General features: G+C 65.2%; 20 protein-coding genes. 5 read left to right on the top strand and 15 right to left on the bottom strand.

Features of this window, described 5'->3' with window-relative positions; genetic code table 11:
- Window positions 1-36: 36 nt before the first annotated feature.
- Both H292_RS0118240 and H292_RS0118245 read right to left on the bottom strand, forming a co-directional pair.
- On the bottom strand, window positions 37-408 hold the full coding sequence (locus H292_RS0118240; protein ID WP_019667049.1) for a DUF5313 family protein: 372 nt from the start codon (window positions 406-408) through the stop codon (window positions 37-39).
- Window positions 409-418: 10 nt separating this feature from the next.
- A complete protein-coding gene (locus tag H292_RS0118245) occupies window positions 419-868 on the bottom strand; it encodes a hypothetical protein (RefSeq protein ID WP_231383869.1) in 450 nt (149 codons plus the stop codon).
- Window positions 869-937: 69 nt separating this feature from the next.
- Between H292_RS0118245 and H292_RS28620 the strand changes: the two genes are divergently transcribed.
- Genes H292_RS28620 through H292_RS0118265 form a run of 3 tightly spaced genes read left to right on the top strand, consistent with a single transcriptional unit; the run spans window position 938 to window position 3,297 of the window.
- Window positions 938-1,711 carry a hypothetical protein gene (locus tag H292_RS28620; protein ID WP_230594116.1) on the top strand — a complete coding sequence of 258 codons (774 nt, stop codon included), beginning with the start codon at window positions 938-940 and terminating at the stop codon, window positions 1,709-1,711.
- A gap of 15 nt (window positions 1,712-1,726) precedes the next feature.
- A complete protein-coding gene (locus H292_RS0118260; RefSeq protein ID WP_019667053.1) occupies window positions 1,727-2,935 on the top strand; it encodes a hypothetical protein in 1,209 nt (402 codons plus the stop codon).
- Window positions 2,932-3,297 carry a hypothetical protein gene (locus H292_RS0118265; protein ID WP_019667054.1) on the top strand — a complete coding sequence of 122 codons (366 nt, stop codon included), beginning with the start codon at window positions 2,932-2,934 and terminating at the stop codon, window positions 3,295-3,297. Before H292_RS0118260 ends, H292_RS0118265 begins: the two co-directional genes overlap by 4 nt.
- A gap of 66 nt (window positions 3,298-3,363) precedes the next feature.
- Here H292_RS0118265 and H292_RS0118270 read toward each other — a convergent pair whose 3' ends face one another.
- Both H292_RS0118270 and H292_RS0118275 read right to left on the bottom strand, forming a co-directional pair.
- Window positions 3,364-4,113 carry a MerR family transcriptional regulator gene (locus tag H292_RS0118270; RefSeq protein WP_019667055.1) on the bottom strand — a complete coding sequence of 250 codons (750 nt, stop codon included), beginning with the start codon at window positions 4,111-4,113 and terminating at the stop codon, window positions 3,364-3,366.
- Between the two features lie 59 nt (window positions 4,114-4,172).
- Entirely contained in the window at window positions 4,173-5,390 is a 1,218-nt protein-coding gene (locus H292_RS0118275; protein ID WP_019667056.1) for a lipase family protein, read from the bottom strand.
- A gap of 179 nt (window positions 5,391-5,569) precedes the next feature.
- On the opposite strand from H292_RS0118275, the gene H292_RS0118280 reads away from it, so the two are divergent.
- The gene (locus H292_RS0118280; RefSeq protein WP_019667057.1) at window positions 5,570-7,123 is read left to right on the top strand and encodes a succinic semialdehyde dehydrogenase; all 1,554 of its coding nucleotides are present in this window, start codon (window positions 5,570-5,572) and stop codon (window positions 7,121-7,123) included.
- A 143-nt stretch (window positions 7,124-7,266) separates the two neighbouring features.
- On the opposite strand, the gene H292_RS0118285 is transcribed toward H292_RS0118280, so the two are convergent.
- The 10 genes from H292_RS0118285 to H292_RS0118330 all read right to left on the bottom strand — a co-directional run bounded on the left by H292_RS0118285 (window position 7,267) and on the right by H292_RS0118330 (window position 17,029).
- Complete coding sequence (locus H292_RS0118285; RefSeq protein ID WP_019667058.1) at window positions 7,267-9,225, bottom strand: MDR family MFS transporter; 1,959 nt, start codon at window positions 9,223-9,225, stop codon at window positions 7,267-7,269.
- 4 nt (window positions 9,226-9,229) lie between these two features.
- Complete coding sequence (locus tag H292_RS0118290) at window positions 9,230-9,703, bottom strand: MarR family winged helix-turn-helix transcriptional regulator (RefSeq protein ID WP_020112318.1); 474 nt, start codon at window positions 9,701-9,703, stop codon at window positions 9,230-9,232.
- A gap of 146 nt (window positions 9,704-9,849) precedes the next feature.
- Window positions 9,850-10,902: an ABC transporter ATP-binding protein gene (locus H292_RS0118295; RefSeq protein ID WP_020112319.1), complete on the bottom strand. Its 1,053-nt coding sequence runs from the start codon at window positions 10,900-10,902 to the stop codon at window positions 9,850-9,852.
- Window positions 10,902-12,518 carry an ABC transporter permease gene (locus H292_RS0118300; RefSeq protein WP_020112320.1) on the bottom strand — a complete coding sequence of 539 codons (1,617 nt, stop codon included), beginning with the start codon at window positions 12,516-12,518 and terminating at the stop codon, window positions 10,902-10,904. The genes H292_RS0118295 and H292_RS0118300 overlap by 1 nt, the downstream gene beginning before the upstream one ends.
- A gap of 7 nt (window positions 12,519-12,525) precedes the next feature.
- Window positions 12,526-13,551, bottom strand: coding sequence for an ABC transporter substrate-binding protein (locus H292_RS0118305; protein ID WP_231383870.1), 1,026 nt, complete (start codon window positions 13,549-13,551; stop codon window positions 12,526-12,528).
- A 100-nt stretch (window positions 13,552-13,651) separates the two neighbouring features.
- Window positions 13,652-14,584, bottom strand: coding sequence for a CopD family protein (locus tag H292_RS0118310; protein ID WP_020112322.1), 933 nt, complete (start codon window positions 14,582-14,584; stop codon window positions 13,652-13,654).
- A 24-nt stretch (window positions 14,585-14,608) separates the two neighbouring features.
- Entirely contained in the window at window positions 14,609-15,127 is a 519-nt protein-coding gene (locus H292_RS0118315) for a copper resistance CopC family protein (protein ID WP_020112323.1), read from the bottom strand.
- Window positions 15,124-15,795 carry a YcnI family copper-binding membrane protein gene (locus H292_RS0118320; protein ID WP_020112324.1) on the bottom strand — a complete coding sequence of 224 codons (672 nt, stop codon included), beginning with the start codon at window positions 15,793-15,795 and terminating at the stop codon, window positions 15,124-15,126. The genes H292_RS0118315 and H292_RS0118320 overlap by 4 nt, the downstream gene beginning before the upstream one ends.
- A gap of 48 nt (window positions 15,796-15,843) precedes the next feature.
- Window positions 15,844-16,365 (bottom strand): hypothetical protein, encoded by a 522-nt coding sequence (locus H292_RS0118325; RefSeq protein ID WP_020112325.1) that lies wholly within the window; start codon window positions 16,363-16,365, stop codon window positions 15,844-15,846.
- Window positions 16,366-16,378: 13 nt separating this feature from the next.
- Complete coding sequence (locus H292_RS0118330; protein ID WP_020112326.1) at window positions 16,379-17,029, bottom strand: DUF6474 family protein; 651 nt, start codon at window positions 17,027-17,029, stop codon at window positions 16,379-16,381.
- A 170-nt stretch (window positions 17,030-17,199) separates the two neighbouring features.
- On the opposite strand from H292_RS0118330, the gene H292_RS0118335 reads away from it, so the two are divergent.
- On the top strand, window positions 17,200-18,783 hold the full coding sequence (locus H292_RS0118335) for a TM0106 family RecB-like putative nuclease (protein WP_033189567.1): 1,584 nt from the start codon (window positions 17,200-17,202) through the stop codon (window positions 18,781-18,783).
- Between the two features lie 28 nt (window positions 18,784-18,811).
- Here H292_RS0118335 and H292_RS0118340 read toward each other — a convergent pair.
- Window positions 18,812-19,119 (bottom strand): SDR family oxidoreductase (locus H292_RS0118340; RefSeq protein WP_020112328.1); only part of this gene is annotated, 308 nt, incomplete at its 5' end.

Here is a 19,119-nt window from a genome sequence, read left to right on the forward strand (position 1 = left end):
GCCCATCGGAGTCGTTCCTGCGGGCTCCACTCCTGCCTAGTCCAGCCTTCCGTGACGCCTCTCGTAGTCGTTCCGGGTGCGATCCAACTTCGCCTGGGTGCTGGCACCCAGCAGCTGCGGATCCAGGTCGTGCACCAGCAGCCGGTGGCGTCGGTACACGTTCATGAGCGCGATCGCGAAGTAGACCAGCGGAATGAACAGCAGCGCCATCATCGCCAACCCGATCCACAACGGTCCGGGAACCAACAGGAACAGGCACAGGAATGGGATCACCGGCAGCGTGAAGCGGATCAGGTAGCGAGCCTGGGCACCGTGACCGACCAGATCCTCGCGAACCCAATCCTGCATCGACGGCGGCAGCACTCGGCCGAACTGGTAGCCCAGGTACTGCCAGAAGTTCGGTTTCACGTCACGGACCTTACGCTCCGATTTCCTTCAGAACGACCGCACCGATCGACAGCGCGACGACGTCCTCCACCAGCGCGGCGGCGACAGGCGGAACCCGCTTCGACGCCCATGCGCGGTATGCGTGGCCGGCGTAGGAACCGGCGACGGCCGACACGCCCCCGACTACGGCCGCCGGGATCGGATGGTCGCCCGAGCGTCGGGCAATCGCGTAGGCCGCCCCGGCGCCGGCCACGATACGGCCACCCAGGGGCGCCGGATCGAGACGTGACGGCGTCGACGGCAACTTGTCCCCGACGAGTTCTCCCGCCGTGGCCACGGCTGATCCACCGATCGCCCAACGCTCGTACTTCGACCCTCGGAACCAGGTCAGCAGCCCGACGCTGATTCCCACGGAACTGCGAAACCCACTTGCCTTACCGACAGCGGCGGACAGAACGGCCGAGCGAATCGTCAGGTTCATGTCCACGAGTATCCACCCAGGGTTGTCGCTCCGGCGTGTTAGCGTGTGCCGACTTCGGGGGGAGTGAACATGGGGCTGAAGAAGCAGCTGCTGCGCACGGCGCTGGTTCTGGCGTTGCTGTATGCCGCTGTCGCGCTGCTGCCCAGATTGGGGCCGCAGGCACCGGGCAGGTTCGAAGGCGTCGCGGCACCGCCTACCTCCCGTCCTTCGTCGACGGCGGCACCGGCACCGGCACCTACCGCGACCCTGCCACCGGGCTTCCCGTCGATGGAATTCGCGCCGCCGGAAATCGAGGTGCCCGAGGGTGACCCGATCCCCATCGACACCAAATACGGACTCAGCTACACAGTGCCGGGGGATTGGAGGAATGCCTCAGGTGGAGTAGCGGGCTGGGAGGGAACACGAGGGTCGGTTACATACGGCGCGATCGCAATGTACGGGTACGACTACTGTCCGGAACATCGAGACGGGGCGCGGAAAGCTGTTTCAGGAATGACGGGCCGCAACGGTGTCGACGTTCCCACAGCAGCCTTCGAGGCAAGCCGCCAGGCCGAGATCATCTTTCGGGATGCTCCCGATGACGCCGTGACACTCGACTACTCGGAGCCGATCCAATTCGACATTGGTGGAGCTCCCGCCGTCAGATACTCGGTGAAAGCATCGAATCTCGCCCAGGATTTCGATTGCGATCCAACGGAAGCAACATTCGACGTGGTTGCGACGGAGGGTTATTCGAATGCGACCGTCGCTGTATTCATGATTCAAACCGACCAGCAGATCGACGAGTCCTTGCCGCCGGATGTCGTAGACCGGATTGTGTCGACGCTCCGCCGAACCGAATAAGACAGGTGCCTGGACATGAGTGAAACATTTTTCGCGGACCCAAGGCAGGTCGCCGGGCTCGGCCGGCTTACGGCCGAGATCGGACAGCAGACGCTGACGTCCTATCGGTATTTCAATGACCACGGACAATTGACAGGGGTCGACAACGGGGAATTGTTCGGTTCGTTGGCCGTCACGTTCGATGCTCTCCGCGATGTGTGGCGTGATCGGCATGTCCATTTGGCAACGAACTGCGCCGGATTGGGTGACGAACTCAATACCGCGGCCTGGCTTTACGCGGATCAGGAAAAGAAGAACTACGAGGCGCTCAACGCACACACGGACCTGGTACCGGTGCCGTACCCGGACCCGGGTGACGCAGATCGACCGGCGCGGGGGAATGCCGAACCTTACAGCGACTGTGCACATTACGGGTCTCCGGAGGGTATGGATTACCCGGCTCCCGCACACTTCCCCGACGACGTAGCCGACGTCATCGCCGATGCAGCAGGGTGGCTGGGGGACCTCGATTACGCGATCGAGGAGCTGATCGGGCACAGTCCGCTTCGCGAACTCATCGATCCAATAGGCGGAAACTGGAACGATCTGAGACGTCTCGGTGCGGCATACCGGATTGCAGGGGAGGCTATGTCCGCCGGCGGTGATTCTCTCGCCGAAGGGACTTCGCGCGTCGACGAGTTCTGGGACGGGTTGGCTGCCGTCGCGTACAAAGACTACGCCGCACGGCAGATCGCAGCGATGCGCTGGGAGGGTTCGTGCGGTCGCGTCATCGAAGCTGTCGCGGACAGAGCCGCCGACGAAATTCGCAAGTCGGTGTTCACACTCGTGACTACGATGAGAGAACGTCTCGAAGCGCAAGTCGATGTGTCCAGCCCCGCCAAGGTTGCCGAGTTCTTGTCGAAAAAGGTATCGCCGCTGGGGAGCCTTTACCAGATATACAAGATCGCCGACATCTTGTACTCGGGATACACCCTCGCCAAGAAGCTGCTCGATGACATTCGGATGGTCACCGACGCGTTCAACGAATTCCTTTCGCTCGTTGCCAGTCCCAGCGGCTACTTGAACGAGCAGTTCCAGCAGAAACTCGAACCGATCACCAAGGGAATCCACAACGCTCGACTGGTGAAGGACGTGTACGACACCGCGTCCGCCGAGCCCGTCTACAACGTTCCGAAGGATTCTTTCTCGGTCGGAACAGGTAGACAACCATGGGAAGATGCATGAACGCACCGGACGACCCGATCCTGCGCCGCGCGGTACAGAAGATGACCGATGCCTTCGACCGTATGGCACAGACGCGGGCCGTGGTCGAACGGACCCCGCTCTCGTCCATCGACGAACCGCGAAACGTCGACAGTGCTCTGATGTTCGCCATCGCGTCGCTGGCGAGTGCGTCACCCGAACTGAGGGCGTACGCCGGGCGCGTAGCGGCTGGAGAGTGCTCATGGGACGAGATCGAAACCCTGTCCAGGCCTGTACCGCCCGAAATCGGCGAGCTGAAACGAGATCCAGCGCTGATTTGGTTCCCGGCCAAGCAGACTCCACCACCGGACGACGAAGAGCCCTACAGGATTCCGTGGCAATGACCGGCGATCTACCCCCCGATTGTGCGTTTCCGAGGCTCGAGAACGCACAACTAGGGGGTAAATTGCCTACTTGCCCGCAGCATTCGCGACGATGGCGTCGCGAATGTACTGCGCAAGCCCGGGCGTGATGTCGTCGTAGTGCTTGGTGAAGCGCTCGTCGGCGATGTACATCTCGCCGATACAGACCTGCATGTCGTATCCGCAGTCGTAGAAATTCTCGATGCCGGCGCGGTGACGTTCGGCCAAAGCCGCCGCCTGTGGTGAGTCGGTAGCCACTCCCGAGGCCAACGCCGTAGCGAAATCTGCTTCCAGCGCATCGGTTTCGGACTTGATGCGCTTCCAGTCGTCCTTCGTGAACGACGCCGTACGCGCCTGGGACTGCTTCCACTCGTCGGTCTGGCCCCAACGCTGTTCTGCCTCATCGGCGTACTGTTCGCCGGTCCAGTTCTCCCCGAACACTTCGCGTTGCTCTTCGGGACTCAACTGAATTCCCATCTTCTTTGCCTCCATCATCTTGTCCACGGCCGCAGCCATCTGATGCAAGCGATCGATCCGTGCGTCGAGTAGCTCCCGCTGACGCTGCAGATGCGCCATCGCGTCGACCGACGGGTCGTCCAGCAGGGCGGCGATGTCGTCCAGCGCGAAACCGAGTTCGCGGTAGGTCAACACCTGATGCAACCGTTCGACGTCTACTGCCGAATAACTGCGGTAGCCCTTCGCCGTGCGTCCGGACGGCACCACCAGCGAAATCTCGTCGTAGTGGTGCAACGTCCGCACGCTGATTCCGACGAGGCGGGCCACTTCGCCCACCAACATCGTTTCCGAATCGCTCACAGAGGACACTGTGCAGCCTCCCGTGGCGTGAGGGTCAAGAGTTACCGGACCACTCTCTCGCATCCTCCGGTGGGAACGCCGGCCAGACGCTGAGAAAGCCACTCGAACGCGCCCGGCCTACCGCCGCCCTCGGCCACCGTGTGGTCTCCGGGGATCTCTTCCAGATGGACCGACGCACCGGCCGCACACCACTGATCCTGGACGGCCTCGGCGCCTTCCTTCGGGATCAGGAAGTCCTGCAGGCCCTGGTAGATGTAGATCGGTGCCTCGGGCGCGATCTGACCCATCCGGTTCTCCTCGACCACCGCGCGGGTGATCGGATGGTTGAACACGTCGGGCACGTTGGACAGGTTCTGCTGGTCGAACAGTGCGAGTCCGCTGTAGGACAAGACGTCCACACACTGATCCTTCTGCACCAGAGCGAGCCGCTTACCGTTGTCGTTGGCCAGCGACCGCATCTCCGGGTACTCGCGGCTCAGACCGATTGTCGCGGCGGTGAACAGCCCGGAGCCGATACCGCCGTTCAGCGAACGCTGCAGGATCTTGTAGTCGGTAGGAGGCCCGCCGAAGGCCACTCCGACGATGTTCAACTCGGGCGCATACGACGGCGCCAACTGCGCCGCCCATCCCGACGCGATCGCACCGCCCGAGTATCCGGTGATCGCGACGGGGGCGTCCGGTGCGATGCCGACTGCCCGGGACGCTCGCAGCCCGTCGAGCACGGTGTGACCGGAGACCAGACCGGCGGAGTACGCCTGGCGGGGACCTTGATAGTCGGTGACGACGACGGCATACCCGCGAGCCAGCAACTCCTGCATCCGGTCGAGTTCCTTGTTGGTGCCGCGCGGCAGCGTCGACGACGGCGCACACGCGTTGCCCAAGGAATCCGTTGCCTCGTTGTAGGCGACGACGGGCCTGGGGCCTCCGCCGGTCCACGGCGCGTCGGGAACCAGGACCGTCGTCGCGGCCGCAATGGGATTGTTCTTCGAGTCCGTCGAACGGAACAGCAACTGCGTCGAGGTAGCGCCGGGTTGTACCGCAACACTTCTCGTGTTCAGAACGGTCCCGGGTTCACTGCTCTCGAAACCCGCCGGAGGGGTGAACCAGGGGTCACCCAACGGAGTGGGTAGGTAGGCGTCGGGATTGGCGGGAGGGGCGACGAGGTCACCCACTGGATCTGCCTGCGCCGACGGTGCCATCGCGAGCGCTACAGCTGCTGCGCAGGCGACGACGAGTCCCCTGCGTGTGGTCGTTCTCATGAGATTGCCCCACCCTGCTTCGTCTCCAGTGCGCCCCGACGCCTAGGAAAGACCACCGCCCATGGTGCCACACGTCGACGGGTGCCGACCAGGGCAGCGGAATCGGCACTGTGATCCCAGCCACCGACGATGTAGGTTATGTGTAACTCCAAGAACTACTCACCAGTAGGGGTACCGAAATGCCAGCTCCGAGCGCTGCGACCTTCTCGCGGCTCGCCGACTTGATCGCCATTCCCGACGCCGACGCGCGGCCGACGAAATCCATCACGGAGGTGTTCACCGGCAAGGAGCTCGCGACCATTCCCGTCGGGACCGCCGAGGACGTCGTCGGTGCCATCGCTCGTGCTCGGGTCGCGCAGAAGGCATGGGCCAAGCGCCCGGTGTCCGAGCGCGCCGAGATCTTCCACCGGTACCGCGACCTGGTGCTCGCTCATCGCGAGGAACTGATGGACATGGCGCAGGCGGAGACCGGCAAGTCCCGCGCCGCCGCGCAGGAAGAAGTGCTCGACATCGCGATGACGTCGCGTCACTACGCCCGCACCGCAGCCAAGCTGCTGTCACCCAAGCGGGTGGCCGGCATGCTCCCCGTGCTGACGAAGACGACGGTGCGGTACCAGCCCAAGGGCGTCGTCGGGGTCATCTCGCCGTGGAACTACCCGATGACTCTCGCGGTGTCCGACGCCATCGCCGCGCTGCTCGCCGGCAACGGAGTGGTGCTCAAGCCGGATTCGCAGACTCCGTACTGTGCGCTGGCCGTCGTAGAACTCCTCTACAAAGCAGGTCTGCCGCGTGATCTGTTCGCCGTGGTGCCCGGCCCCGGCTCGGTCGTCGGCACCGCCATCGTCGAGAACACCGAATACCTCATGTTCACCGGTTCCACCGCAACGGGCCAGCTCCTCGCCGAGCAGGCCGGGCGTCGGCTCATCGGTTTCTCGGCCGAGCTCGGCGGCAAGAACGCGATGATCGTCGCGCGCGGGGCGAACCTCAGGGAAGTGTCCGACGCCGCCGTGCGCGCGTGCTTCTCCAACTCGGGCCAGCTGTGCATTTCCATCGAGCGCATCTACGTCGAACAGTCCATCGCCGACGAGTTCACCGCGAAATTCGGTCAGCGGGTGCGGGACATGACCCTCGGTGCGGACTACGAGTTCGGCATCGAAATGGGCAGCCTCATCTCCGAGGACCAAGTCAAGACGGTCTCCGCGCACGTAGACGACGCAAAGGTCAAGGGCGCCAAGGTCATCGCGGGAGGAAACGCACGCCCCGACATCGGTCCGCTCTTCTACGAGCCGACCGTCCTGACGAACGTGCCCGCCGACGCGGAGTGTGCCGCGAGCGAGACCTTCGGGCCGCTCGTGTCGATCTACCCGGTGGCCGACGTCGACGAAGCCATCGCGAAGGCCAACGACACCGAATACGGACTCAACGCCAGCGTCTGGGCGAAGACTAAGGCTCAGGGCGAAGCCATTGCAGCTCAGCTGCATTCGGGAACGGTCAACGTCGACGAAGGGTACGCACCCGCTTGGGGCACCACCGGCGCACCGATGGGCGGAATGGGCGTTTCGGGAATGGGCCGACGCCACGGACCCGACGGCCTGCTCAAGTACACCGAATCGCAGACCATCGCCACGACGCGTCTGCTGAACCTCGGCGGCCCCCGCGGATTGCCTCCGAAGTTGTGGGCGAAGATCATGCCTCCCTTCGTGAAGGCACTGAAGTACCTTCCGGGGCGGTAGTCCGGCCCTCTTCGCGCACCGAACGTACCGTTCGGTCACTCCAAGTGACCGAACGTCACGTTCGGTCCGGAAAGGCGGGGAGTGCTCCGACACCGAAAGAGCCCGCACACCGGGGGGTGTGCGGGCTCTTTCGTGTTGTCGAACTAGTTGACGCTGTGGCCGTTCAGTCCGGAGTTGACGTAGTGCTGATGAGGATCAGGGACGTGTGCGTCGCCGAGTACTCGGGCTATTTGATCTTCGCTGAGTCCGAGGCGACGGAGTCGCTCGCAGACGGCGTCGAAGTCGAGCATTTTCGCGTCGAGTTCCTGCTGCAGTGCGACGACTTCGGCGCGGATGGCCTCGGCTTCGTCGAGTGCTTCGAGGGTGTCCTTGGGTTCGGGGAGCAGGAGGTTCAGCAGTCGATCACGTGCATCGGTGCTGAGGCCCTCGAACGGTGCCGAACCTGCTGGTGCTTCGTGGCGCCCGGTTCCGTCGAGCTCTGCTGCGACGTACTCGCGGGTGTCACCGAAGGACGGGACCTCGATGGTCTCTTCGCCTTCGACAGGTGCCTGGGCGAAGTCGATCGTCTTACGCAGCGGGCGGTTCGGGATCATGATGACCGCGAGCAGCGTGACGATGGCGACGAATCCGGCGATCATGAAGATCCGTCCGGTGGCATCGCCGTAGGCGGTGCGGACGACGGCGAGGATCGGTGCGGGCAGCGAGCTCAGGTCGAGTGATCCTCCGCCTGCGCTTCCGGAGCTGTCCACGCCCAGCTGGGCGAGGCCGGCTGCGGACTTCTCGGCGACGCGGGTCGCGAGGAGCGATCCGAGAACCGAGACGCCGATCGCGCCACCGAAGGTGCGGAAGAACGCGACGGTCGACGACGCTGCGCCGATGTTGTGGACGCTGACCGTGTTCTGGACTGCCAGAACGAGGTTCTGCATCAACATGCCGGTTCCGAGTCCGACGATGGTGATGAAGACGCCGACGGTCCACAGGCTGGTTGCGTGGTCGATGGTTCCGAGAAGCAGGAATCCGATGACCAGCAGTACCGATCCGGTGACGATGAACGGCTTCCACTTTCCGAACTTGGTGATGAGCTGGCCGGATCCGACGGAGGCGACGAGCATTCCGAACACCAGTGGGATGGAAAGCAGTCCGGCTTCGGTGGGGGTGTAGCCGCGTGCGGTCTGGAAGTACTGGCCGAGGAAGGTGGTGGCGCCGAACAGGCCGACACCGACTGCGATGGAGGCGATGATGGCGAGGCCGGTGGTGCGCTCGGTGACGATCTTCAGCGGGATGATCGGCGACTTGGCCTTGGCTTCGACGATGACGGTCAGGACGAGCAGCAGAACTCCGCCGCCGACGAGGTAGGCGGTCTCACGGGAGATCCATGCGTAGTAGTCCGCCTTGCCTGCGAACGAAACCCAGACCAGCAGGACCGAGACGCCCGCGGTGAGCAGGAGCGCGCCGAGCCAGTCGATGGAGACGTTCTCCTTGCGTTCGGTCTTGATGTGGAGCGTCTTCTGGAGCAGTCCGAGGGCGATGACGGCCAGCGGAACGCAGACGAAGAAGCACCAGCGCCAGCCGAGGGGGCTGTCGACGATCACGCCGCCGAGGATCGGTCCGCCGGACATGGACACAGCCATGACAGCGCCGGTGTAACCGGAGTAACGGCCGCGGTCACGCGGGGAGACGATGGTGCCGATGATGGCGATGACGAGTGCCGTCAGACCACCCATGCCGATGCCCTGGATGACACGGGCTACGAGCAGCAGTGGCACGTTGTGTGCAAAGCCTGCGATGAGCGAACCAGCGACGAAGATGACGATCGCGCTCTGGACCAGGACCTTCTTGTTGAACAGGTCGGCGAGCTTGCCCCAGATGGGCGTCGATGCTGCGTTGGCGAGCAGAGCGGTGGTGATGACCCAGGAATATGCGGTCTGCGAACCCTGTAGGTCACCGATGATGGTGGGCAGTGCCGTCGAGACGATGGTGGTGCTCAGCAGCGCGGTGAACAGCGCGGCGAGCAGTCCGGTGAGGGCCTCGAGGATCTGCCGGTGGGACATGGCGTCGGGATCGGCCTGTTGAATATTGGGCGGAGCTTCGGTGGTTGACATTGTTCTATCTCGCAATCAGTTTCAAGTGCGCTGTGTCCTGCGCGTCTTCGTTGAATGTGTTGTTGAGTTTCTGAATCGAATCGAGGGCGGCCAGCGCCTCCGTTTCGCTCCAGTCGCTCAACATCTCGCGCAGTCGATTCGCGCGACGGTCCCAGATGACCTTGAGCTTCTCGCCGCCGTGGGACGAGACACGCACGCGTGATGCGCGTTTGTCGTCGGGATCGGGCGTTCGGTCGATGTATCCGAGATCCACCAGGTCTGCGATCTGCCGGCTGAGGGCGGACTGGCTGACGCAGAGCCTGTTGGCGAGGTCGGTCTGTCTGCATTCACCCTCCGTCGCGAGGATGGCCAGAACTCCGGTCAGTGCCTGCGGCAGGGGTGACTCCTCATCTCCGGTGGTCACGGCCCGCTTCAGCGCACGACCGAAGAGAAATACCTCTTCGACCAACGCTTCCGCGGTGGTAGTTCTTACTGCCATGAGGGCTCCAACGGTTCGAGTCAATTACTTGCTGTCCGCAACCATATAGATAAATAGATGAGGTAAACAACTATTTTACCTATCTCGTGGGTCACACCGACGGCGAGAACGGACAATCCGATCGACACCGCGTGCGACGGTAGGGACTACCCCGAAGTCGGCGTGAACATTCCGCGCTCGATGGTCATGATGACGCCGTCGCCCACTGCGGGGCGCGGACCGCGCACCGAGCAGCGGAAGTCGACCCCGTGCGAGTCGACGACGACGTCGCTTGCCTCCCTGCCGAACAGAGACGACGTGATCACGCCTGCGCCACAGTCGTGAGGTGAACCTGGACCGAGGGCGATGTCCGACGGCATGACGGTCAACGTTCCACGGCCCTGCCTAGCGCCTTCGACGACGTCGAGCACTATTTCCAGCGGGTGATCGTCGGCGTGGAATCTGCCGCCGTCGACGACGCCGGTGATGATGTTGGCGTCGGACAGGAACCGTGCGACGAACGCCGAGGAAGGCTGCTGCACCAGTTCCTCAGGGGTGCCGATCTGCGCGATCGAACCACCGTCGAGCACCGCGACACGGTCGGCCAGCGCCAAGGCTTCGTTCCGGTCGTGCGTGACATGGATGACGGTCAGTCCGGCGGCGCGCGTCAGCGAGCGAAGTTCCAGTCTGAGTCGGTCGCGCAGAGGCTCGTCGAGCGCGGAGAGCGCCTCGTCCAGCAACAGTGCCCGCGGCGTCCTCGCCAGAGCCCGCGCCAAGGCAACTCGCTGCCGTTGACCTCCGGACAACGTCGAAGGATCTCTCGATTCGAGACCGGGTAGGCCGACGAGTTCGAGGACTTCGCTCACACGCCGCTTGCGATCCGAGCGCGACATCCCGGCGAGCTCCAACGGGTAGGAGACGTTCTTCCCGACGGTGCGGTGCGGCCACAGAGCGTGCTGCTGGAACACCATGCCCAGTCCGCGATGCTCGGGTGCGATCGGGCGACGCCCACCTGCGACGACGTCGCCGCCGATGGTGATGGTGCCCGACGTCGGCGTCAGAAATCCCGCGACCGTGCGCAGCAGGGTCGTCTTACCGGAGCCGGACGGACCGACCAAGGCGAGGAATTCGCCGTCGGCGATGCGGAGGTCGATGCCGCGCAGACCGACGGCGCCACCGGGATATTCGAGGTCGACGGCATCGAGGGAGATGGCGGACATCAGGCATTCTTCTTTCGGTCGGAGACACCCGCGACGAGGCCGAGTCCGGCGATCCCGACCAGGGCGACGAGAAGGGACAGGGCCGATGCCGCGTTGTAGTCGCCCGCCTGCTGCAGGTTGAAGATCGACACTCCGAGGGTCTGCGTGCCGGGGGCGACGAGGAGAACCGACATGGTGAGCTCGCGCACCGCCGTCAAGCCCACCAGAACGGCACCGGAGGTGGCAGCGGGAATCGTCATCTTCCACGAGACGTCGTACAAGGCTCGTGCGGGTGAGGCGCCGGAGGAGCGGGCGACCTCTTCGAGTTGGAGCGGCGTGGAGAGCAGCGGCGCTCGGACGGCCTGCACGACGATCGCGAGGAACGCCATGACGTAAGCGCACAGGATCACCCAGCGGGTGTCGAACAGGCCGGTCCAACGTCCGACGATCAGCCATCCGACTGCGATGACCAGGCCCGGTATGGCCTGCGGGAGCATCGCGACGAGGTCGAGGCCGGTATTGTCCCGTGAGCGGGTGCGCGTCGTGACGACACCCAGAGTCAGGCCGACCACTCCGCAGATCACCGCGGCGCCGATCGCCAGCATCAGCGAATTCTGGATACCGACAACCGTTCCAGGGGCAGTGACGGCTGCGACGATGGAATCGAGAGTGAGGTTGGCCCACGTCAGGGGAACGCCGGGCGCGGGCAGCAATGCCTGGGTGGCGAGCGCGAAGATCGGCAGGGCCGTGATACTTAGTGCGAGAAGCCAGGTGGCGACGCCCACCGCCGACCGGCTGCGCCCCAGCGCGAGCCGAGTCGGGGGAGTGACCGGTCCGTCGAGAGCTGCACTGCCGCGGCTGAGTCCTCGGTCCACCGCAACCGCGACCACTGCCAGCAGCAACAGGACGATGCCGATGGCCGAGACCACCTCCAACGGCTGTGCGACGGTTCCCGATTGGATGAACCGGTACACCATCGTCGACAACGTCACGTACCGGTCCGGCAGTCCGACGAGGGCGGGAATCCCGAAATCCGCCAGATTCGAGACCGCAACCAACGTGAACGACGCGACCGCGGCCGGCCGAAGCAACGGCAATGTCACGTACGTCAGTGCGCGCAGCGGGCGTGCCCCGGACATCCGCGCAGCCTCTTCGAGGTCACCGGGAATGCGGCGCAGTGCTGCTGCGACGATCAAGTACGCAATGGGATAGGAGTGGATGGTCAGGAGGAAGACCACGCCGTCTCCGCCGTAGACGTTCCACAGTGGTCCGCCGAACCGTTCGGCCCAGAACTTGTTGATCATCCCGCTCGGCCCGAGCAGGCCGGTCCACGCGATCGCCCCGACGAACGGCGGAATCAGCAACGGCGACAGCAGGACGAGCCGCAGCACCGAGCGACCGGGAAGATCCGTCCGGTCGAGCAGCAGGGCCATCGCGACGGCGATCACCACGGCGAACAATGCCGACAGTCCCGCCGACACGACGCTGTTCACGGCGGCGTGGACGATCCCGCCGTCGATCAGTTCACGAACATGGTTGCCGCCCAGCCCGATCGATACCACGGCAGCAATGGGCGCCAGGATCGACACCGACACCACGACCCACAGGAGCAGTCTGAGGGACACCAGACCACTCACATAGGGGTTACCCGACAAGTTCGTTGAACCTCTCGACCGCCTCGGGCTGAGATGCCGTGATCTCGGCGAGATCGGGGTTCAGCAGGTTCAGATCGTCGAGAGCCGGTGCGCCGTCGGGGGTTCCGACGTCACCGCGCACGGGAAGGTACTGTTGCTCGACCGCGAGTTCCTGGCCTTGCTTGCTGACGAGGAAGTCGACGTACTTCTTCGCCGCGTCCTGATTCTTCGAATCGGCGAAGATGCCCGCAGGCTGGGAGATGTACGGAACACCGTCCGTCGGGTACTCGAGCGCGATGGGCGAACCCTTCTCCGCCAGTTCGCGAACCAGATAGTCGACGACGATCCCGATCGGCTGAGTGCCGGCCGCAACGGACTGCCCGACGGGACCGTTGCTCTCGGCGACGATCGGTTCGTTCGCGGCCAGGCCTTCGAGCCACGGCTGACCGAGCGACTCCTCGTTCAACCACACCGCCGTGTTGAATGCCGCCGCACCGGAGACATCCGGATTGGGAAGAGTGATCTGCCCCTTGTACTTCGGGTCGGCGAGTTGCTGCCACGACGTCGGCGGCTCCGACACGGCACCCGTGTTGTAGGCGATCACCGTGGGGATGATGCGGGTTCCGACGTAATATCCGTCCGGATCGACGATTTCCTGGTTCAACGCGGACACGTCCGCGGGGGTGTACTGGAGCAGCAGGTTCTCGTCCTTGTACCCCTCGAACGTCGGTGCGTCCGCAGCCAGGAGCACATCTGCGCCGATCGAACCCGTCTCACGCTCGGAAGCGATGCGCGCATTGAGATCTCCGGTGCCGGCACGGTAGACCTGCACCTCGATGTCCGGATTCGCAGCAGTGAACTCCGCGTTGAGTGCGTCGATCTTCGCCTGCGGTTCGGAGGTGTACACCGTGAGGGTCCCGCCGCTGGACTCCGTGCTGTCGACAGCCGGGTCGGCAGGCTCGGAGCACGCGGACAGCGCAGCTATCGAGGCAATCGAAACGAGGACGCCCACGACCGGGCGGCGAAAAGGTATCACGTGACAAGCTCCTGACGAACGACGAAGCTGACATCGTGACCGTCCCGAACGACGCGAGTCGGTCGCCGCGGGAAACGCGAAGTGGACGGGGCGTGAAGGACTACGCCGTCGTTGCCAGAGCCGCAGCCGAACCGAACGCGACAGCAAGCACGCAGACGTGGAGAGCAGCACGCACGGTCGACTCGTCGGCCTTCGTGCGATGCGCGGCCACCGACACCAGCCAGGTCGCGCGCAACCGTCGGGCAAGCACCACGAGGACGACGAGAAGAACGGTCTTGCCGAGGACGATACGGCCGTATCCGGTGTCGAACAGGGCAGGCAGACCACCGAGTTTCACAGCAGCGTTGACGGTTCCGCTCACGGCGAGAGTCCACACCGACCACCACGCCAGGCGCGAATACACGGGCAACACTGCGGCCCAGGCGCCCCGGGCACGCAAGGTCAGGGCCATCGCGGCCAGAACGCCGATCCACACCGACGCCGCCACGGTGTGCACGGACACGAACAACGCGCCGAGGACCTGCTGCGACATGTGCCCGGTGACGGGACGCGCCACGAGCGCGACGACGATGAGGACGACGACGGGTACCGGGGACAGATCGCGCCGACGCCGCTGCATCGGCGCCGAAGGTGGTGCCGTCCGATACGCGAACAGCGAATACGTCACTGCCGCGGCGGTGCAGAGGATCGTCACCACACCCAACTGCCCGACGGTGATGTCGGTCAGGAACGTCGCGAAGTTCGACACCGACAATCTTGCGATACCGCCCCCGAACGACTCGGTTGCTGCCGTCGCCAGCAGTGCCGTTTCCACCGCGGTCCACGTCCCGCCGACGACGACGGCGGTACGCCACACCGAAGGCTTCGATCGATCCGGAAACAGGTCCGTGCGCAGCAGCGCGAGTCCGAGCATCGTCGCGCCGAGGCAGTCCGCGACGACACGGAGCACCGACGACGGGTCGGGGCCGTCGGGGTGGGCGAGCAACCATGCCAGCCCCACCCCGACGATGCCCGCCGCCCCCGCGGCGAGCACCCACCACCGGCGGAACGCGTTCAGCTACTTGTCCTTCGGCTTGCGCAACGCGTAGGCGAGTCCGCCTGCGAAGACGAGGACACCCGCGACGAGGAAGATCCAGACGGGAATTCCCCCGCCGCTGCCGTCGTCGGACTCACCCTCCGTGGCGGCGGATGCGGCGGCGCCCGGCGTGCCGGATCCTTCCGCGGTCAACGTGAATCCCAGTGTCCCACTGATGGGGTGACCGTCGGCCGACGTCACGCGATAGGCGATCGTGTACTCGCCGACCGGTCCGAGTTCGCCGACGTCGACGACGATGCTCTGTCCCTCGATGCGCGGGTCGCCCTTGGACCACAGGTTGCCGTCGGGTCCGACGACGTTCAAGGTCGCGAACTGCGACTGCGGAACCTCGTTGAACGAGATCGACACCTGCGCCGGGCCGGACGCGATCTCGGATCCGTCGGCCGGGTTCGATCCGGTGACCACCGAGTGGGCGGATGCTGTGGGTGCGCCGATCAGCAGTGCCGAGATCGCGAGCACCGCGACGATCAGTTTCCTCATGACCGGCGTCCTCGCACAGTCGCGCCGATGCCGAGTGCGGCACCGAGAGCTCCGAGTACCAAGGCTCCGCCGGCGAGCCACCGGGCGGTCGTGTCGGAATCGGAACTCTGTGCTGTCTCCGTCGAATCCGACGCCGCGGCGGAATCGACGGAGTGACCGCCGTGTCCGTCGGAACCGGCGGCTGCGAGCGTCAGCGACGGCGCCGGGTACTCGGGCTCGCTACCGTCGGCGGCCGGTTCTTCGGTCCACTCGACGACCTCGCCGTCGTTGTAGGTCTGAACGGCCGGGAAGCTGACGGTGTCTTCCTCGGGCAGAGGACCCGCGGACAGCAGGAACTGCTGGAATTGGCCGGGAAGCACCTCGGCGCCCGGGCCCGCAGTCCACGTGACCGCGGTGGCGAGGCCCTCGGCGTTCTTGTCCACGACCGAGGTCCACCCCGGAATGGGCTGAGTGCGTGCGGAATTGAGGCCCGGTAGTTCGACCCGGACCGACGACGTCGCGGCGGTGTCGGATTCGGTGGGGACGCGGAAGGTCAGGACGGCGTAGCCGCCCTGCGCGGCGTCGGGCGCGGCGACCGTCACGTGTGCGGAGGCTGCACCCGCTCCGACGACGAGGGCGAGTGACACGGTGCCTGCGATGATCGAGGCACGACGAACGAAGCTGTTCATGGCATGGGTACTTTCTCGAAAGACGATGTGGCAGAGATGATCGGAGAGTCACGCCGGCGTCGGCGGGCCACGTCTCGAGATGGATGTCGTGAACTCGAATGGTGCACGGGGTACTGGGCTCGAGATCTCGACGGCCAGCCCGGGTGGAACGGCGAGGCGTTGCGGCGGGTCCAGTACCGATCGGACGACGGCGGTGATGGGCCCGTACAGCCGCTCGGCCGCGCACACCAACACCGCAGCCAGCGTCGATGCGGCAACGTGGAATGCAGCCATGGCCGGGCTCGGCAGAATGGTATGGCCGTGCATCATCGCGTGCGGGTCGCCGACGACCAGGGCGACGTGCGACGCGAACTGGCCGAGCACCATCCCCGCGAGAAGCAGGGGCACGGTCGCGCGGCCGGACCGCGGCACAGCGGACACGGCGCCGATCCCGAGGCCCACGATCAGTACCAGCACAGCCGCGGAGCCCGACGGATACCCGCCGTCGGCCCACCCGTGCGCTGCCACGGACAGCGACACCGTCGTCGCGCCGACAGCTCCGCCGCGAAGCGAAGCATCGGGCGACCTCATGGAACCGGAGGTACTACCGAACGCCGAGACGAGCCAGAAGGTCGGCTTCGATGCCGTCCAGCTCGGCCGAGATGGCGTTGTGCGCAGCCTTGCGACGTGCGGGAGGCATCTGTTCCGACGTCCGCACCGCGGTACCCAGATCCGTGAGGCGCTGGGAGATCGCGTCGGAGAACTTGCGGGTCTCGGCGTCGGAGCTGTTGGCCGTGACCTGGGCAAGCGACTTCTCCGAACCGGCGATACGTGCGCTCAGCTTCGCGCCGTAGCCGCTGTACTCGCTCAGCTCGGCGGGGTTGACGCCCAGCTTGCCTGCCTTGCGCTCGTCCAGACGGTTCCGCAGGACCGCAGCGCCGCGGTAGACGATGGGCGTCAGAACGGGGATCAACACCCGTGCAATCGAGATGTACTTGCGCACCTGAGCCGCGTTGAACGACCCCTGCAGCGCTGCCTTCTGCTGCGCCTGAAGTGTCTTGATCTGCGCCTTCTCGACGTTCTTCTGCGACTTGGCCTCGACCGCGCTCAGCTTGTTCTGTGCCTTCGCGATGGACTTCAGTTGCTTGCGCTCGTTCTTCGCTCCGAGCTTGGCCTCGAGTGTTGCCTTGTGCTTGAGCGCCTTGGCCTCGGCCTTACGAGTGGCACGACCCTTGCGCTTGCGGAACAACCCCATCGACAAGGCCCCTAACGTCAGCTTCGGTACGGTTCGGGCGCGGTATTCGCGCTGGCTGACACACAGCCTATCGCTGACGCAGCGGTGGGTCGCATGGGGCGTGTCGGTGGGGGGACATAGGCTCATCAACTGTGAACAGCCAGCCTGTCGCGGCGACACGGTCAGCCGGAATGCGGTCGTCGGTACTCATCGACGCCGGGTCCCTGACGCGGTGCCGTCACCGGCTGTACCTGGACACGGCCTACTCCGCGCTGCAGCGCGACGAACCGGAGAATCCCGGCGTCCGGCAACGGCGTGAGGCCGCGGCGGCCCACCGGGAGGCCACCCGTGCCGCCTTCGCAGCCACCGAATCCGGGTGGACGGAGATCGACGCCCCCGACGCCAGGTCGGCGTCGGAGATGACGATGGCGGCGTGCAGGCGCAAGGCCCGCTGGATCTGGAACGCCGTGCTTCCCCTCGATCACGAGCACGGTCGACGCGGCCGCAGCGAGATGCTGATGCTCGATCCGTCCGGTGCCGGATACATCCCGGTCATCGTCGTCAACCACAAGGTCACCGACCCCGGCCGGGGAGCGACCACCACTCCGTTCGACCGATGGACACCGAGCGTCGACGAGACCCGCAAGGTTCGCAGTCAGCTGCGGGACCAACTGCGCCTCGCGCATCTCTACCGAATGCTCGAACGTGAAGGCCTCGCCTCTCCCACTGCACTCGGCGGTGCAATCGGATATCGCGCCGAGTGCATCCTCGTTCACGACCTCGAGACCGTGTTCGCAGAATACGATTCACGATTCGCGGACCGTCTCGCCGTCGCGCGGGGTGAGAGCTTCACCGTGCCCTCCCAGGTGAGCGAGTGTCGGTCGTGCTCATGGTGGTCGGACTGCAAACCGCAGCTCACCGCCAACCGCGACGTGTCGCTGGTGGCGTCGGGGATGCGTGCGGAGGTGTTGCGCGAGCACGGCGTCTTCACCATCGACGACCTCGCCGACTGGACCGGACCGGAACCGGAGGACTGGCCGTTCGGCAGCTTCGACGACGCCGTTGCCGCAGCGACGGCGTGGCGCGCGGATGTTCCGCTTCTGCGCCGGACCGAGAGAACGACGGTCCACCGCGCTGACGTCGAGGTCGACGTGGACATGGAGAGCTATCAGGAGCACGGCGCCTACCTGTGGGGCACGCTGCTCACCGAGCAGGGAGGGCAGCCCCCGGTCTACCGAGGATTCGTCACGTGGGATCCGCTGCCGACCGTCGACGAGGGTCGATCGTTCGCGGAATTCTGGGGCTGGCTGATGGGCAAGCGCCGTGACGCCGCCGAACGCGGTAAAACCTTTGCTGCGTACTGCTATTCGCGCCAGGCCGAGGACAAGTGGCTTCTTGATTCTGCCCGACGCTTCGGCGCCGTACCCGGCGTTCCCACCGAGGCCGAGATCCGCGAATTCATCGACAGCGAACAATGGGTGGACATCTACCAGGCAGTCAGCGACCAATTCATCTGCCCCGGCGGCAAAGGGCTGAAGAAAATCGCCCCCGTCGCCGGCTTCACCTGGCGTGACGACGAAGCCGGCGGCGAGGCGTCCATGGGCTGGTACCGCGACGCCGTCGGCTACGACGGAGAACCCGACCTCAGTCAGCGCGAACGGTTACTCGTCTACAACGAAGACGACGTCCAAGCCACGAAAGTCCTGCGCGAGTGGATGACCGACCGCGCGGACCTCGAAATCCCCACCCTCGAATCCTTGCGCGCCGGAGCCTGAAATCGGGGCTGCCGGAACCCGGATGCCCTTACCGCGGCGCCATGCGGATTGCGCCGTCCATGCGGATGGTTTCGCCGTTGAGGTAGTCGTGCTCGGCGAGCATCTGCACGAGCTGTGCGTACTCCGCCGGCTGTGCGAGACGCGAGGGGAACGGGACGCTGGCTTCGAGGCCCTTGCGGTATTCCTCGGTGACGCCGGCGAGCATCGGGGTGTCGACGATTCCGGGGGCGATGGTGTTGACGCGGATGCCGACCTGGGCGAGGTCGCGGGCCGCGGTGATGGTCATCGCGTGCACGCCGCCCTTCGATGCCGTGTACGCGATCTGGCCGATCTGGC

It is taken from the genome of Rhodococcus sp. 114MFTsu3.1 (assembly GCF_000383555.1).
Classification (GTDB): domain Bacteria; phylum Actinomycetota; class Actinomycetes; order Mycobacteriales; family Mycobacteriaceae; genus Rhodococcoides; species Rhodococcoides fascians_E.